This window comes from Bifidobacterium sp. KRGSERBCFTRI (assembly GCF_025908335.1).
Map to the genome: position 1 here is coordinate 454,563 of NZ_CP109653.1, position 16,311 is coordinate 470,873.

The 16,311-nt window shown below is 61.3% G+C and carries 11 protein-coding genes and 2 tRNA genes; 11 read left to right on the plus strand and 2 right to left on the minus strand.

Annotation, left to right across the window (positions count from 1 at the left end):
- Positions 1 to 45 precede the first annotated feature (45 nt).
- From gltX to OGI63_RS01855, 4 genes are all read left to right on the plus strand, one after another.
- Positions 46 to 1,596, plus strand: a complete 1,551-nt coding sequence (gene gltX, locus OGI63_RS01840; protein WP_012619672.1) for a glutamate--tRNA ligase — start codon at positions 46 to 48, stop codon at positions 1,594 to 1,596.
- A gap of 349 nt (positions 1,597 to 1,945) precedes the next feature.
- Positions 1,946 to 2,018, plus strand: a tRNA-Glu gene (locus tag OGI63_RS01845).
- A 35-nt stretch (positions 2,019 to 2,053) separates the two neighbouring features.
- Positions 2,054 to 2,125 (plus strand) — tRNA-Gln (locus OGI63_RS01850).
- A gap of 116 nt (positions 2,126 to 2,241) precedes the next feature.
- Positions 2,242 to 3,519 carry a metallophosphoesterase gene (locus tag OGI63_RS01855; protein WP_012619673.1) on the plus strand — a complete coding sequence of 426 codons (1,278 nt, stop codon included), beginning with the start codon at positions 2,242 to 2,244 and terminating at the stop codon, positions 3,517 to 3,519.
- A 765-nt stretch (positions 3,520 to 4,284) separates the two neighbouring features.
- On the opposite strand, the gene OGI63_RS01860 is transcribed toward OGI63_RS01855, so the two are convergent.
- A complete protein-coding gene (locus OGI63_RS01860) occupies positions 4,285 to 5,103 on the minus strand; it encodes an IclR family transcriptional regulator (RefSeq protein ID WP_004268993.1) in 819 nt (272 codons plus the stop codon).
- Positions 5,104 to 5,398: 295 nt separating this feature from the next.
- Here OGI63_RS01860 and leuC point away from each other — a divergent pair, with 295 nt between their 5' ends.
- The 3 genes from leuC (at position 5,399) to OGI63_RS01875 (ending at position 8,053) form a co-directional block, all read left to right on the plus strand.
- Positions 5,399 to 6,802 (plus strand): 3-isopropylmalate dehydratase large subunit, encoded by a 1,404-nt coding sequence (leuC, locus tag OGI63_RS01865; RefSeq protein ID WP_004218170.1) that lies wholly within the window; start codon positions 5,399 to 5,401, stop codon positions 6,800 to 6,802.
- Positions 6,803 to 6,839: 37 nt separating this feature from the next.
- Complete coding sequence (gene leuD / locus OGI63_RS01870; protein WP_004218172.1) at positions 6,840 to 7,520, plus strand: 3-isopropylmalate dehydratase small subunit; 681 nt, start codon at positions 6,840 to 6,842, stop codon at positions 7,518 to 7,520.
- A 254-nt stretch (positions 7,521 to 7,774) separates the two neighbouring features.
- Positions 7,775 to 8,053, plus strand: coding sequence for an Lrp/AsnC ligand binding domain-containing protein (locus OGI63_RS01875; RefSeq protein WP_004268308.1), 279 nt, complete (start codon positions 7,775 to 7,777; stop codon positions 8,051 to 8,053).
- Between the two features lie 912 nt (positions 8,054 to 8,965).
- On the opposite strand, the gene OGI63_RS01880 is transcribed toward OGI63_RS01875, so the two are convergent.
- Positions 8,966 to 10,312, minus strand: a complete 1,347-nt coding sequence (locus OGI63_RS01880) for an FAD/NAD(P)-binding oxidoreductase (RefSeq protein WP_004268313.1) — start codon at positions 10,310 to 10,312, stop codon at positions 8,966 to 8,968.
- A 253-nt stretch (positions 10,313 to 10,565) separates the two neighbouring features.
- Between OGI63_RS01880 and murA the strand changes: the two genes are divergently transcribed.
- The 4 genes from murA to OGI63_RS01900 all read left to right on the plus strand — a co-directional run bounded on the left by murA (position 10,566) and on the right by OGI63_RS01900 (position 16,233).
- A complete protein-coding gene (gene murA / locus OGI63_RS01885; RefSeq protein ID WP_004268315.1) occupies positions 10,566 to 11,894 on the plus strand; it encodes a UDP-N-acetylglucosamine 1-carboxyvinyltransferase in 1,329 nt (442 codons plus the stop codon).
- A gap of 497 nt (positions 11,895 to 12,391) precedes the next feature.
- The gene (locus OGI63_RS01890) at positions 12,392 to 13,381 is read left to right on the plus strand and encodes a lysophospholipid acyltransferase family protein (protein ID WP_004268317.1); all 990 of its coding nucleotides are present in this window, start codon (positions 12,392 to 12,394) and stop codon (positions 13,379 to 13,381) included.
- A 355-nt stretch (positions 13,382 to 13,736) separates the two neighbouring features.
- Positions 13,737 to 14,735 (plus strand): NAD(P)H-dependent glycerol-3-phosphate dehydrogenase, encoded by a 999-nt coding sequence (locus OGI63_RS01895; RefSeq protein ID WP_004268319.1) that lies wholly within the window; start codon positions 13,737 to 13,739, stop codon positions 14,733 to 14,735.
- Between the two features lie 361 nt (positions 14,736 to 15,096).
- Positions 15,097 to 16,233, plus strand: coding sequence for a D-alanine--D-alanine ligase family protein (locus tag OGI63_RS01900; protein ID WP_004268324.1), 1,137 nt, complete (start codon positions 15,097 to 15,099; stop codon positions 16,231 to 16,233).
- The last annotated feature ends 78 nt before the right edge of the window (positions 16,234 to 16,311 follow it).

Below are 16,311 nucleotides of genomic sequence, written 5' to 3' on the forward strand. Positions count from 1 at the left end.
ACAAAAGCGCCGCGCACGTCGGGTTGGCGGGGCAGAATAGTGGGCATGAGTGAATCTGAAAACAATGAGTCGAATCATGTGAAACCCGCGCTTCCCGAGAACGTGCGCGTGAGGTTCTGCCCGTCGCCAACCGGCATCCCGCACGTGGGCATGGTGCGCACCGCGCTGTTCAACTGGGCGGAGGCGCGGCACACCGGCGGCACGTTCGTGTTCCGCATCGAAGACACCGATGCGCAGCGCGACTCCGAGGAGAGCTTCAACCAGATCATCGAAGCGCTGCAGTGGCTCGGCATCGACTGGGACGAAGGCGTCGGCGTGGGCGGACCGGACGGTCCGTACCGCCAGAGCGAGCGCGGGCAAATCTACGCGGACGTCGCGCAGAAGCTGCTCGACGCAGGCTATGCGTACGAGTCATACTCCACGCCGGAGGAGATCGAGGCGCGCAACGAAGCGGCAGGGCGCCCGAAGGCGTTCGGCTACGACGGCTACGACCGCAATCTGAGCGAGGAACAGAAGGCAGCGTTCCGCGCGGAGGGGCGCAAGCCGGCACTGCGCATCAAGATGCCCGACGAAGACATCACCTTCAACGACCTCATTCGCGGCGAGATCACGTTCAAGGCGGGGTCTGTGCCGGATTACGTGATCGTGCGCCCGAACGGCGACCCGCTGTACACGCTCACGAACCCCGTGGACGACGCGCTCATGCGCATCAATGTCGTGTTGCGCGGCGAGGATCTGCTCAGCTCCACTCCGCGTCAGATTGTGCTCTACCGCTACCTTATGGAACTCGGCATTGCCAAGGAGATGCCGCTGTTCGGCCACTTGCCGTACGTGATGGGTCAGGGCAACAAGAAGCTTTCCAAACGCGACCCGGAGTCGAATCTGTTCCTGCATCGCGAGCATGGCTTCATTAAGGAGGGCCTGCTCAATTATCTGGCGTTGCTGGGCTGGTCGATCGCGCCGGACCGCGATATCTTCTCAATGGACGAGATGGTGGAGAAGTTCGACGTGCGCGATGTGAAGGCGAATCCGGCGCGCTTCGACATTGACAAGGCGATCTCGATCAACGCCGAGCACATTCGCATGCTCGAGCCTGCCGATTTCCTGGAGCGCTCGGTGCCCTACCTGTTCCGCGATGGCGTGGTCTCCGCGGATTCGTGGGATGCGCTGAACGAGCGCGAACGCGACATTCTCGCTGCCGCCGCGCCACTTGTGCAGCCGCGCGTGCGCCTGCTCGGCGAAGTCGCGGGCATGGTCGGCTCGCTGCTTTCGGACGCAGACTACATTCCGCCGGCAGATGATGCGAAGAAGCAGCTCAAGGATTCAGCCGGCGCCGTTCTGGATTTGGCGATTGCCGCGCTGGATTCCGTTCCGGAGTCTTCGTGGCGAACGGATACGCTGCATGAGACACTGAACAAGGCGCTCGTTGAAGATGGTGGCTACAAGCCGCGTCTCGCGTTCGGCCCGGTGCGCGTGGCGATGAGCGGCCGCCGTGTTTCGCCGCCGCTGTTCGAGTCGATGGAGATTGTTGGCAAGAAGATCACGCTGGAGCGCCTGCGTGGTCTGCGCGAGCATCTCGCTGAGATTCAGGGCTGAGCGATGAGGTCCGTTTAGTCGTGAGACCGTTAAGCAATGAAGTCGAGGTGGGAGCCTCGGCTTTTTGCGTTACGGAGTGAACAACCGGCGTTATGGCGTGAACAAGGCAAAAGTTGCAGTTGGTCGAACCACTGATATTCCAAGGAATCTGCGATTGGTGACCTTGACGATGTTCACGCCATAACATCACATTGTTCACGCCGTAGCGCGCGAGGGCGTGCGAGGGCGCGCGGGGGCGTGCAGGCTGGCTGAAAACTGGGGGCATGCGGGTGCGACACGCCGGAGTTGCGCACATTCGGGGTTTCGAGTATATTTTCTATCTGTTGCTTCACGGAAGCGACGAGATGATGCCCCCATCGTCTAGCGGTCTAGGACTACGCCCTCTCACGGCGCCAACACCGGTTCAAATCCGGTTGGGGGTACGAGTTCTTCGGGAAACCGAATGAACATGCCAAATTGGGATGTGGTGTAATTGGCAACACAGCTGATTCTGGTTCAGCCATTCTTGGTTCGAGTCCAGGCATCCCAGCGAATGAACCTCCACTCAGTGTGGAGGTTTTTTGTTTTGTCTGCCGCTTGTGAGCAGGGGTGAAGCAAGACGCGACTGGCGTGCGAACGCGCGGCGGATGGGTTAGAGTAGGCGGTATGAGTGAGCAGTCTGCGGAAATGAGCGAAGCCAAGCCGGTGTCGGTGTCGCGCCGGCTCGGGCGCTTGCAGTTCCACAAATCGGGGAAATTCCGTGTGCTGCAGCTGGCGGACGTGCAAGACGGTCCGAAGATCTCGAAAGACACGATTGCGCTCATCACGGCGGCGATCCGCGATGCGCGGCCCGATCTCGTGGTGTTCTCGGGCAATCAGATCGCAGGTTACGACCCCGCGTTCGCCGCGACGTTCACGAAACGCCGGTGGAAGACGGCGGTGGGTGCGGCGCCCAAATCTGCGGACCTCGCCCACACGCGCGAGCTCGTGCGCGGGCAGATCGAGCAGATGGTGCAGCCGATGGTTGACGCGGGCGTGCCGTGGGCGGTGACGTACGGCAACCACGACTTCCAGTGCGGGCTCACGAACGCGGAGCTCGACGGGATCTTCCGCGAATTCCCGCTGTGTGTGAATCCGTCGACGCGCGCGAAATTCGGTGCGGAGACGTGGTCGCGCGCGCTGCCGAAGGAGCGTGTGATCGCGAGCGGCGAGCCGGGCACGTTCTCGATGCCGGTGTGTGACGAATCTGGAAACACTGTTTTCGGAATAGTTCTTGTCGATTCCGGAGATTATTCGGAAACCGGCGGCTATGGCGCACCGTCGCAGACCGCGCTGCGATTCCTGCGCACCGTGCCGCAGTGGTTTGGCGAAGGCGTGGAATCCATAGTTTTCCAGCATATGCCGTTGCCGCAGTATTACCGTGTGCTGAAACCAGTGCCGAGAACGACGGATCGGTCTGTAGAGGGGTACAGAAATTATTCCGGTTCATACTTTGTGCTGGACGACGCGAAGACCGAGCGCGGCGGATATTTGGGCGAGGGCGTGAGCTGCCCGGACCTCGACTCGGGCGAGTTCGATATTCTGCGCGATTCGCACGCCTACTTCGCGGTGGCGGCCGGTCACGACCACCGTAACGCGTTCGCCGGCGAGTATGCGGGCGTGCAGATGATTGCGACGCCGACGTGCGGATTCGACTCGTACGGGCCGATTCCGGAACGGCGTGCGGCGCGTCTGTTCGAGTTCGACGAGCGGCACCCGTTCTCGCCGCGCACGCAGCTGCTGCAGTTCGGCGAGTTGGTGGGCAAGCCGAGCTCGAAGAAGGCGTATGTGTATGGCATGAGCAGCGCGTCGAAGCCGAAAAGCGAGGGCGTGAACCTGCTGCACAAGCCGAGCACGGTGAGCAGATTGTGGCATTCCGTGGGCAACTGGCTGTTCAATCACTGAGCGCGGAGGTTTTACGGTTTTGGTGTGACACATGCCGTTTTGGTGTGACGATGGCTCGGTGGCCTCGATTTGCAAAACGTTGGAATTCCAACATTGTTATGGTCATGGGTTTGTGGGTGCCGTCACACCAAAGCGGTTTGCGTCACACCAAAACCATGTGAGCGTGGGAGACGTTGCCGGCACGACGTTTGGCTCGTCTTGCCGTCGTCTCGTTGTGTGTTACGGCCTTTTGGCTTACGGGCTGGGATTTTCTGTTACGGGCTAAGGTAGCCGCTACGGGCCAAGATAACGCTTACGGGCTAGGATTTTTGGTTACGGGCTAAAAGGGGCGTTGTATTCGGCAACAACAATCGTTGGAAAATGGCGGTTTTGTGTTTTTGGGGAATTGCTGGATACTTGCCAGGTTGCAGATTTTCGCTAGCCCGTAACCGAAAGGCCTAGCCCGTAAGGAGTTGGCTGGCCCGTAAGGGGCCCCATAGCCCGTAACAGCTGGTGACATCCCGTAACGGATAAGGACATCCCGTAAGAGATTATGACATCCCGTAACAGAAAACCTTAGCCCGTAACGTTGTATGAGACGGAGACGCGAAAAGAGAAAGGCGGCCAACCGTGGGGCTGGCCGCCTACTTGCGGGGTTGCGGAATGTATGTAGGTCGGTTGCCTACTTATGGGGTTGCGGAATGTGCGTAGGTTAGTTGCCTACTTGAACGCGATGATATCGGATGCGTTGCGGTTCCGGGGGCATCGGATGGCCGCCGAAATCGGTCAGCGCGAGATGCTGGCCTTGATCAGCGCATCGGAAAGGTACTTGCCGGCGCCCATGACGAGCGGGGCGAAACGGTGGCCCGGATTCGAGCCCATGCGGCCCGAGGGTCCCGAGATCGAGATCGCGGCGATTACCTGGCCGGAGGCGTTGCGAATCGGCGCGGAGATGGAGCAGACGCCCTCATCGCGCTCGTTGATCGAGTCGGCCCAGCCGCGCTTGCGCACCGTGGCGAGCTTGGCGGCCGAGAACTTCGCGTGACGCAGGCCCTGGTGAAGGAGTTCGGTGTCTTCCCACGCCAGCAGGATCTGGGCCGCGGAACCGGCCTCCATCGAGAGCATGGCGCCGACCGGGATCGAATCGCGCAGTCCGCTCGCGCGCTCGACGGCGGCGATGCACACGCGCTGTTCGCCCTGACGACGGTAAATCTGCGCGCTCTCGCCAGTGCGGTCGAGCAGCGTCTGCAGAATCGGGCCGGCGGCGGCGAGCAAGCGATCCTCACCTGCGGCGGCGGCGAGCTCGGTGAAACGCGAGCCCAGTACGAAGCGGCCGTGCTGGTCGCGCACCACGAAGCGGTGGCGCTCCAGCGCGATCGCCAAGCGGTGCGCGGTCGGGCGCGCGAGGTGCGTCGCCGCGACGAGCTGACCGAGCGTTGCGGGGCCGGACTCGAGCGCATCGAGAATCTTTACGGTCTTGTCGAGCACGCCGACGCCGGAATGAATCTCGTTGTCGTCTGCAGGCACATCGTTGTGATTGGACGGATTGTTTGTGCTCGTCTCAGCAGACGGAGCAGATTTTGCGGCAAGCGTATCTGAAGTCATACTGAGATTATTGCATCTCAGTATTCGAAACGCAAAACGACAAACTGGGCATTTCTGTTGGATTAGTCTGCTTAAGCGCTCAAATTCCGCGGAAAATCAGGTGTTTTACAGTGCGAAAACAATCTGCAACATCTTTGAAAAAACCTTCACATCTCGCATTCTGACATAGTACGCGACCGGCGATTCGCCAACCTTTAGTCTGGACAGACAAGCTCGCGTGTGGTAAGCGAGCGGCGCGGGAAAAGCAAGGGAGAGCGCGCCCCGCACACGCGACAACACTAGGAGGAACAGGTTTATGGGAATGACATTGGCCGAAAAGGTTTGGGCCGATCATTTGGTGCGCAAGGGCAGCGACGGCGCTCCCGACTTGCTGTATATCGACCTCATGCTGATGCACGAAGTGACCAGTCCGCAGGCGTTTGAGGGGCTCCGCCTGGCCGGTCGCACACCGCGGCACCTCGACCAGCTCATCGCCACCGAAGACCACAACACGCCCACGGTCGACATAGACAAGCCGAACCCGGACGAGACGAGCGCCACGCAGCTGACGACGCTCGAGAAGAACTGCCGCGAATTCGGCGTGCGCTTGCACCCGCTCGGCGACGCGGACCAGGGCATCGTGCACGCGTTCGCGCCCATGCTCGGTCTCACGCAGCCCGGCATGACGATTGTGTGCGGCGATTCGCACACCTCCACGCACGGCGCGTTCGGCGCGCTCGCGTTCGGCATAGGCACGTCTGAAGTCGAGCATGTCATGGCAACGCAGACGCTCTCGCTCAAGCCATTCAAGACGATGGCGATCAACATCGAGGGCGACCTGCCGGCAGGTGTGAGCGCGAAAGACATCATTCTCGCGATCATTGCGAAGATCGGCACCGGCGGCGGCCAGGGATACGTGCTCGAATACCGCGGGCGCGCCATTGAGCAGCTGTCGATGGACGCGCGCATGACGATCTGCAACATGTCGATCGAAGCGGGTGCGCGCGCCGGCATGATCGCGCCCGACGAGACGACGTTCGCATACCTGAAGGGGCGGCCGCACGCGCCGAAGGGCGAGATGTGGGATCAAGCGGTTGAGTACTGGAAAACACTGCGCACCGACGACGACGCCGTGTTCGACGCCGAAGTGACGCTGCGCGCGGAAGACCTCGAGCCGTTCGTCACCTGGGGCACGAACCCGGGGCAGGGCGTCGCGATTTCGGGCGTCGTTCCCGCGCCGGACGATTTCGCGGACGCCACCGAACGCTCCGCCGCCGAGCGCGCGCTCGACTACATGGGACTCGAGCCGGGCACGCCGATCCGCGACATTCCGGTGGACACCGTGTTCATTGGCTCCTGCACGAACGGCCGCATTGAAGACCTGCGCATCGCCGCCGAGATTATGAAGGGGCACAAGAAGGCGGATTCGATTCACCGCGTTTTGGTCGTGCCCGCGTCGTCGCGCATTCGCCTGCAGGCCGAGCGCGAGGGGCTGGACCGGATCTTCAAGGATTTCGGCGCGGAATGGCGCAATGCCGGCTGTTCGATGTGCCTGGGCATGAATCCGGACAAACTCGTCGCCCACGAACGCTCGATCTCGACGTCGAACCGCAATTTCGAAGGGCGTCAGGGCAAGGGATCGCGCACGCATCTGGCATCGCCGGCCGTCGCCGCCGCCACTGCGATCCGCGGCACAATCTCGACGCCGGCGGATCTGTGAATCGGGAATCTGAAAACTTACGGAAATAGGGACTGTTATGGAAAAACTTACGACTATTACCGCTACCGGCGTGCCACTTCGCCGCTCGAATGTGGACACGGACCAGATTATCCCCGCCGTGTTCCTGAAGCGCGTAACCCGCACTGGTTTCGACGATGCGCTGTTCTACGCGTGGCGTCGCGACCCGAATTTCGTGCTGAATCAGCCGGAATATCGCGACGGAAGGATTCTTGTGGCCGGGCCCGACTTCGGCATCGGTTCGTCGCGCGAACACGCCGTGTGGGCATTGCATGACTACGGGTTCCGCGTGGTCATCGCGTCGCGTTTTGCGGACATCTTCTATGGCAACACTGCGAAGAACGGCGTGCTGGCTGCGATTATGCCGCAGGAGTCGATCGAGCTGATCTGGAAGATGCTCGAAGAGGAGCCCGGCCGGCAGATGACCGTCGATCTCGAGACGCGCACCGTGACCATCGACGACGTGGTGCTGCCGTTCGAGGTCAATGATTACGTGCGCTGGCGCCTGATGAACGGCTACGATGACATTGACCTCACGTTGCAGCACGAGGACGACATCGCCGCGTATGAGCGCATGCGAGCGGAAAAATTCCCGTTCAAACCGAAGACGCTGCCTGCGATCACGGAGGAGGCTGAAACGGTGGAGTCGGCACGCGAGCCTGAAGCGGTTGAGTGGGCGGGTCCGCTCGCCGATCGCTGAGGCGAGGCGCTCCGCGCGGGCGGCGTGCGGTCGTGCGTCGCGCGGCTTGAGTCGCGTGGCGTGAGTGCGTATGGCCAACATAATCGTTACGGGATGTCACAGTACCTACCGGCCAACAATGCTGTTACGGGATGTCACAGTGCTTATGGCCAGGGTGTTCGTTAGGGTGCTCTGCGTGCATCGCGGCGAGCGGCATGCGTCGGCGCTGCGCGGGGTATCGTTGAAGGAACGGGAAGTTGTTCTAAGGAGCCGAGATGGCAGATGCAATCGTTCTCATTACCACACAAGCCGACAAGGTGAGCGAGGCGGCGAAGAAAATCGTTGAGATTCCGGGCGTCAAGGACGTCTATTCGGTGGCGGGTGACGTCGATTTGGTGGCGATCGTCTCCGCCGACGATTTCGACGACCTCTCGACGATCATTCCCGACGGCATCGCCAAGGTTCCCGGCGTCGCCGGCACGCAGACGTTGATGGCCTTCCGCACTTACTCGCGCGAAGACGATCTCGCCGCATTCGATCTCGGTGGCGACTGAGCTCGCCGGTTTTGTCGTGTATTCCGCTGACGGCTCCTCCGCACGGAGGGGCCGTTTTTCTTTACGCGCCTATTGTCATCTCTTAATCTGCTATCTCTTACGGGCTAAGGTAATAACAGATTCGTGCTTAGGGGTACAGGTCTCTTCCTCGGTGGTACAGGCAGAGTGTTAAGGAGCACGGATTTATCTGTTAACAGATTTCATAAATCTTTGAAAAATAAGGATTTCTTGTAATCTGCATTCTTATAGCCCTGTACCCTCAAAACTCTGCCTGTACCCCCGAGGAAGAGCCTGTGTCAGCGGTGTCCCGATTGTTTCACAGTCGAAACTCACTCTGTACCTCTGAGCAGAAGACCTGTACCCCTGAGAACATCGTGGACCCTAAAGAGGTGGGTTGTGGTTTGACCAGTAAGTGAGATGAGGCGAGTTTAGATGAATGAGTTTGAATGAAAAAGAGTAGGAGAGGGGTTGTCTGCAGAGGTGGGGCTGGCCCGTAGCGTAATGTAGAGCCGAGAGGTATCTTTCCTCGCTTACGGGATGTCGGCAACTGTTGCGGGATGTCGTCATCTGTTGCGGGATGTCATGCATCAAGTAGACCTGTGCGAGAATGTGAACAATTGTATCGTGAATGTTCGCCCAGCCTGTCGTCATGTTTCTATTTGATAAGTTTTGGGCCATTTGAAATTCATGCCGAGAACAATAAAACATCCCGTAACAGGGTATGACATCCCGTAAGAATTGACGACATCCCGTAAGGGAAAGGAGAGGAGGAAGAGGAAGGAAGAGGAAGAGGAAGAAGAAGGGGAAGTGGGGGTCTCCTCTTGGGGTGTCTCCCCTGGAGGAGCTCCTGTTGGGGGGGGGGGGAAGTCCATGCTGGGGGACTCCCCCCCCCAACAGGAGGGCATGCAGGAGTCAGCGCTGCTCGGCGGCGGCCTTTGCGGCGACCGCGCCGACATAGTAGACGGGCTGGTCGAAGTTCGGCTGGAACAGGAAGTCCACGTTCGCCAGCATGTCGATGGTGAACTTCGCCTGAATCGCCACCGAGACCACGTTTGCGGCGCCGGCCACCTCATCGGTGGTCGAGCAGAACTGGGCGCCCTTGACCAGGCGGGTCTGCGGATCCCAGGTGAGCATGCACGAGACCGGCGCGGTGGAGAGCATGAATGCGGGACGGTAATCTTCAAGCAGCTCGGTGGAGCGGATGTCGAGACCGTGGTTGTTCGCGTAGGTCTGCGTCATGCCGGAAGCGGCGAGCGAGAGGTCGTAGAGCTGCACGGCCGACGTGGCCTGCGTGCCCATGTACTTGCGGGTCGGCTTCTCAATGTTCAGGCCGACGAGCTCGCCCTGACGCACCGCATTGGTGGCGAGCGGAATGTAGTCGAGCTTGCCGGTCGGGTTGAACAGCACGGTGGCGGAGTCGCCGGCCGCGAACACATCCGGCACCGAGGCGCGCATGAACTCGTCGACCACGATCGCGCCGTTGTCCAGCGTCTCCACCTGGCCGCGCACCAAGTCGGTGTTCGGGCGGAATCCGACGGCAAGCACCGCGTACGGCGCCGTGTACTCGCCCTTCGTCGTGACCACGGTGATGCTGTCGCCGTTGTCGCGGAACGCCTTGACCGCTTCACCAAGCGCCAGCGTCACGCCATGCTCGCGGTACTTCGCCTCAACCTGATCGGTGATGAACCTGTCGAAATTATTGGCGAGCACGCGGTCGGCGGCGTCGATCAGCGTCACCTGCGTGCCGCGCGTGGAGAACTGCTCGGCGAGCTCGGCGCCAATGTAGCCCGCGCCGATCACGATTACGTTCTTCAGATCGTGCGCGCGCTCCTTGATCTGCACCGCGTCATCCCAGTTCTTGCATAGCTGCACGCGCTTGGAATCGATGCCGGGCAGCGGCGGCACGATCGGGCGCGAACCGGTGGTTACGACGAGCTTGTCGTAGGGCAGGGTCTGGGTGTCGCCGGTCTGCAAATCGCGGAATTCCAACGTTTTCGCGGCAACGTCAACGTCAGTGACGTCGGTGTGCATATGCACGGTCGCGCCCGCCTGCTCGAGCGCTTGAGGGGAGGAGTAGAACATCTTCTTCGGGTCGGAGACGTGGCCGCCCACCCACAGCGCGATGCCGCAGGAGAGGAACGAGACGGTCTCGTTGCGCTCGAACACGTGCACCTGCCAATCAGGGTGTTCGCGAAGAATGGAATTGGCGGCGAAAACGCCGGCGTGGGTGCAGCCGACAACGGCGACAGTGGTGGTCATGATGCTCCTTTGAGTCCCGAAAACACTAGTGCTACCTGAGATGGTAGGTGTGGGGTGCGGGCGGTGGCGCGGGGTTTCGCGAATGGTGAGCGCGGGGGAATCTGCCCATATGAAGAACTACATGGTGTGTGGCAGAATGGTGGGGAATTGCGCTCGCGGGCGGTACCGAGGCGGTGCCGAAATAAAACGCGCGCGGGAACTGTTGGAAGCATTTAGGAATCTCGAATCGTGTGCTTGAAAGAGCTTGAAAGAGGTGGACGTGGAGAAAACTGACGACGTACTGCATGTGGTGGGCGGCAAGCCGCTCAACGGCACGATCAAGGTGCGCGGTGCGAAGAACTTCGTAAGCAAGGCCATGGTGGCGGCTCTGCTCGCGCCGGGGACGTCGGTGCTCAAAAACGTGCCCGAAATACGAGACGTGCATGTGGTTTCGGATCTGCTGCGTCTGCACGGCGTGAACGTGGACGTGAACGGCGACGAGGGCATTGTGACGATCGACGCGAAGAACGTGCAGCTGGCCGACGTGGCCGATGTAGACACGCTCTCCGGCTCGTCGCGCATTCCGATCCTGTTCTCGGGCCCGCTGCTGCACCGGCTGGGCGAGGCGTTCATCCCGGCGCTCGGCGGCTGCAACATTGGCGGCCGGCCGATCGACTTCCATTTGGAGACACTGCGCAAACTCGGCGCCACCGTTGACAAGGAACACAAGGACGGCATTCACATCACCGCGCCGAACGGTCTGCACGGCGCGAAGATCCACCTGCCGTACCCGTCGGTGGGCGCGACCGAGCAGACTCTGCTCGCCGCCGTGCTCGCAGATGGCAAGACCGAGCTGTCCGGCGCGGCGACCGAACCGGAGATCATGGACTTGGTGGCCGTGCTGCAGAAGATGGGCGCGATCATCTCGGTGGACGTGGACCGCACGTTCCGCATCGAGGGCGTGAAGGAGCTGAAGGGCTACACTCACACGGCTCTCACCGACCGCATTGAGGCGGCGTCGTGGGCGTCGGCCGCGCTCGCCACACACGGCGACGTGTTCGTGAAGGGCGCGACGCAGCCGGAGATGATGACGTTCCTCAATGTGTTCCGCAAAATCGGCGGCGAGTTCGACATCACCGACCGCGGCATCCGCTTCTGGCACCCGGGCGGCGACCTGAAGCCGGTGGCGATCGAGACCGACGTGCACCCCGGCTTCATGACCGACTGGCAGCAGCCGCTCGTCGTGGCGCTCACGCAGGCGAACGGGCTGAGCATTGTGCATGAGACCGTGTACGAGAACCGTTTCGGTTTCACGAAGCCGCTGGTGGAGATGGGCGCAACCGTGCAGCTCTACCGCGAATGCCTCGGCTCGTTGCCGTGCCGCTTCCAGCAGCGCAACTACAAGCATTCCGCTGTGATCTTCGGGCCGACGCCGCTCGAAGGGCGCGACATCGACGTGCCGGATCTGCGCGGTGGATTCAGCCACCTGATCGCGGCGCTGGCGGCGAAGGGACCGTCCGACGTGCGCGGCATCAGCCTGATCGACCGCGGGTACGCGGACTTCCGCGGCAAGCTCACGGCGCTCGGCGCGCAGATCGACTAGTTTGCGCCGTTCTGCTTGCTTGAACAGAACGCTTGAAGATGGTCACCCCTGCTGGGGGCGGCCGTCTTTTGCGTTATGGCGCTTCTTTTTCGTTACGGGATGTCGTCAACTCTTACAGGATGTCAGATTCTCGCGCCGCAGTTGATAAACACGACAATATAGCGGGAATTTCAATGTTTTTTGGTACCGATACTTGGGCCGTGACATCCCGTAAGGGTTGACGACATCCCGTAAGGAAATCTGGGCGCCTAGCGCGCGGCCGGTGAGTCCGCGCGTAGGCTGAATCTTGAATCTGCGCAAAAGGGGACATCTACCAGCATGTAGATGTCCCCTTTTACGCAGATTATTGTCGGCAGATTTTTGTTTGCATAATTTGGGACATTTTGGGGCTCTGCTTTGTCTCTTTTTACACAAAGGGGCGCTGGGTGCTGAGGGGGACCGGGGTGCCGAAGGTGCGGCAGAGGCGTGCAGAGGAGGGGGCGTGGCAGAATGGGGGCATGGTATCGAAAGGGAAGCCGTCGCCAAGGCGCGCCGTGAAGCCGCTCAGCGACGCGCAAGTGCGCAAACTCGCCGCAGAATATGCTCTCGTGGACCCGACGCGTCCGTTCCCGATCGGCAGAATGGAGCCGAATCAGCGGGAAATTGATGAGCTCAATCCGAAAATCACGCACCGCTTGGTGGAAGGCGCGGCGAAAGTTCTGCGCGCGAGCTGCAAAGTGCGCGCGTGGGGCTTGGAAAACGTGCCGGTGGAAGGCGCCTACATCACCTGCGCAACGCATGTCACGCAGTTCGACGTGTTCGTGCCCATGGTCGCGATGTTCCAAATGGGCCGTCGTCCGCGGTACATGGCCAAGGCGGAGATGGGCAAATGGCCGGTCATAGGCAAATGGTTCCGCGCGGTGGGCATGCAGCCGGTGCCGCGACGCAGCGGCAAGGCGCGCGAGATCGAGGAAGCGTCGGTACAGATTCTCACGAGCAATCATGCGCTGACGATCTGGCCCGAGGGAACGGTGACGCGCGACCCGAAAAAGTGGCCGATGAGCATGAAGAACGGCGCCGGATTCATCGCGCTCGAGGCGTCGCGCCGCGTCGGTCACCAGATTCCGCTGTTCTGCGCGGTGACGTGGGGTGCGGCGAGCATCAATCATTGGTGGCCGTGGCCGCGCAAGAACGTCGTCATGTGCTACGACACGCAGCTGGATTACTCCGACTTGCTCGCGAACATGGACTCGTGGGGCGACGACCCGCCCACCGAGCTCGCGAACGAACTCGTGCGGCGCGTGCGCGTGCGCATGAAGGAGGTCATGGCGAACATCCGCGGCACTGCGGCGCCCGACACGTTCTACGATTACCGTATCGAGAAGGAAGTGCCGGAAGTGCCGCCGTTCAGCGACCCGCATGAGATTGACAGGCGCGCGGAGGAAGCGGAGGTGCGCGTTGGGGAATCTGTGGAATCTGCAGATTCAGCAAGCTCGCATGCGCGCTAATGCTTACGGGATGTCGTTAATGCTTACGGGATGTCGTTAATGCTTACGGGATGTCATAAGTTCTTGCGGGATATTGGATTGTGACGCTCGCTCGAAAACGTGAAGTTTGAAAAGGGCCATTTTCCAAGGGTTTTGTCGCGTCGGCACTTTGCTTCCTGACCTTTCGTAAAGGTTTGTGACATCCCGTAGCGGTTTATGGCATCCCGTAAGAGATACGGAGAGGATAGAAGAGCGAGAGGGTGAGACGGAGAAATCGGCAAACAGCTCGCCGGATTTGCGCTAGCAACGCAATGCGGGGACGCGACGGCGAAAGCGAGCGACAATCGAGAATAGCTGTCTCAAGTAAGGAGTAGGCATGGCGAATGTCACAGTTTTGGGCGCCGGCGCGTGGGGAACCGCCTTCGGTCAGGTGCTTGCCGATGCGGGCAACGATGTGATGATGTGGGCGATCGAGCCGGAGATCGTGAAGGCAATCCAGACCGAGCACAGGAATCCGGTGCGTCTGCCGAGCGTGGAGAAACTGCCGGACAATATGAAGGCGACCGGCGACCGAGCCGAAGCGGTTGCGCATGCCGACGTGGTCGTCGTGGCCATCGCCGCGCAGTACGCACGCGGCGCGCTCGAGGAATTCAAAGGGCTCATTCCAGATTCCGCACTCATCGTCTCGCTGATGAAGGGCATTGAGAAGAGCACCGGCAAGCGCATGGACCAGGTGGTCTGCGAGGCGCTCGATCTGCCGACCCAGCGATTCGCCGCGGTCTCCGGACCGAATTTGAGCAAGCAGATCGCCGCGCGCCAGCCCGCCGCCACCGTGATCGGCTGCACCGACATCGACAACGCGCGCATGATGGCCAATCTGTGCACCACCGACTATTTCAAGGCGTTCATCACCGCCGACGTGATCGGCTTGGAGCTGTGCGGCTCGCTGAAGAACGTGGTCGCGCTCGCCGTCGGCATGAGCCACGGCGCGGGTTACGGCGAGAACACCGCCGCGATGATCGAGACGCGCGGTCTCGCCGAACTCACCGCCGTGGGCACTGCCGCCGGTGCCCTGCCGGAGACGTTCCACGGACTCGCCGGCGTGGGTGATCTCATCGCCACCTGCGGCTCGCCGCTCTCGCGCAACTACACGTTCGGCTTCAACCTCGGCAAGGGCATGAGTGTTGCCGAGGCGACGAAGGCGAGCGACGGCGTGGCGGAAGGCGTCGCCACGGCCAGCGCGGTCGTCGAGCTCGGCGAGAAGTACCACGTGGACACCCCGCTCGCCAAGGCCGTCACGCGCGTGCTCGACGACGGCATCTCCTTCAGCCAGATGGTCTCCGAGATGTTCCCGCAGGGCATCACCGTGGAGTGACCCGCCCGAATTCGCATATTTTTGTAGATTGGCGCGCCCGCATTTGGTTTGCGGGCGCGCTTTTGCGTTGGGGGCCTTGCCCGTAAGGGGTAGATTGGTCCGTGGCAGGTGACATCCCGTAACAGAAAAGGCTAGCCCGTAAGAAATAGTTTGGCCCGTAAGGGAAATGTTGGCCCGTAACAGTTATCTTGGCCGGTAAGAGCAGCCCGTAAAGTGGCCCGCAAGAGTGGAGGGCGGGGAGAGCGGCTAGTATTCTTGGGAGGCAGCGCGGGCGCCGCGTTCCGTTCATTGCGGAGGCGGCGGCTCACAAGGCATGGAGCAGAATCCCGGGCGCAATATGCCCGGGCATAAGGAGATGGCAATGGCGAAGACACGGGTGGCGGTTCTCTACGGCGGCAAGGCGGACGAACATTCGATTTCCTGCATCTCCGCAGCCTCATTCATGCGCGCGCTCGACCCTGAACTGTTCGAGGCCGTGCCGATCGGCATCACGAAGACCGGCACCTGGTTCGTAGACGGCCAGGATCCGCTCGGTTGGAATCTGGCCGAAGGACTCCCCGAGGCGGTTGAGACGCCCGATTCGCGCGAAGTGGTGCTCACCATTGGCGACGGTGGCGACGGGTTCCACGCCCGCAATGCTGACGGCTCGCTTGATTCGCTCGGTCACATTGATGTGGTGCTGCCCGCACTGCACGGCCCGTTTGGCGAGGATGGCACGATCCAAGGCCTGTTCGAGATGATGGGCGTGCCGTACGTGGGCTGCGGCGTGCTCGCCTCGGCCGCGTGCATGGACAAGCACTACACCAAGGTGCTGTTGCGCGCCGCCGGCATTCCGGTGGCGCCGGGCATCACGCTCGACACCCGTCACTACGACGCCTCCGACGAGTTCGCCACCGACGGCGAGGAATTCCTGCGGCAGGTGAACGAGGCCGGTTTGCAGTACCCGTTGTTCGTCAAACCCAGCCGTGCCGGCTCCAGCTTCGGTGTGACCAAGGTGGAGCAGATTGGCGACGCAGCCGCACTCGCCGCCGCTGTGTTCGAGGCGAGCCGGCATGATTGGCGCGTGCTGGTCGAGCAGGGCATTGACGCGCGCGAAATCGAGTGCGCTGTGGTGCGCATTCACCCGACCGACCCGACCCGTGCCGCGCTACCTGGCGAAGTGGTGCTCGACCGGCGCAGCGAAGGCGACGACCAGTTCTACGATTTCGACAGCAAATACATGGACTCCCAGGCGAGCCACACCGAGATTCCGGCGAAGATTGGCGATGACCTGATCGCGCGCGTCCGCGAGACCGCCGTACGCGCATTCGACGCGGTGGACGGCATGGGACTGAGCCGTGTGGACACCTTCGTGACCGCAGATGGCGATGTGCTTGTCAATGAGATCAACACACTGCCAGGTTGCACTTCGATTTCGATGTTCCCGCAAGCGTGGGAGGCCATGGGCATTCCGTTCCGCACCGTGGTCACCGACCTCATCGAAGGCGCGCTCGCCTGAGCCGCGGATGTACGTTGCCGCCAATCTGACGCAATGCCATGTTCTCAGTGCACTGGTGATGCTGTCGGGAGGCAAGAC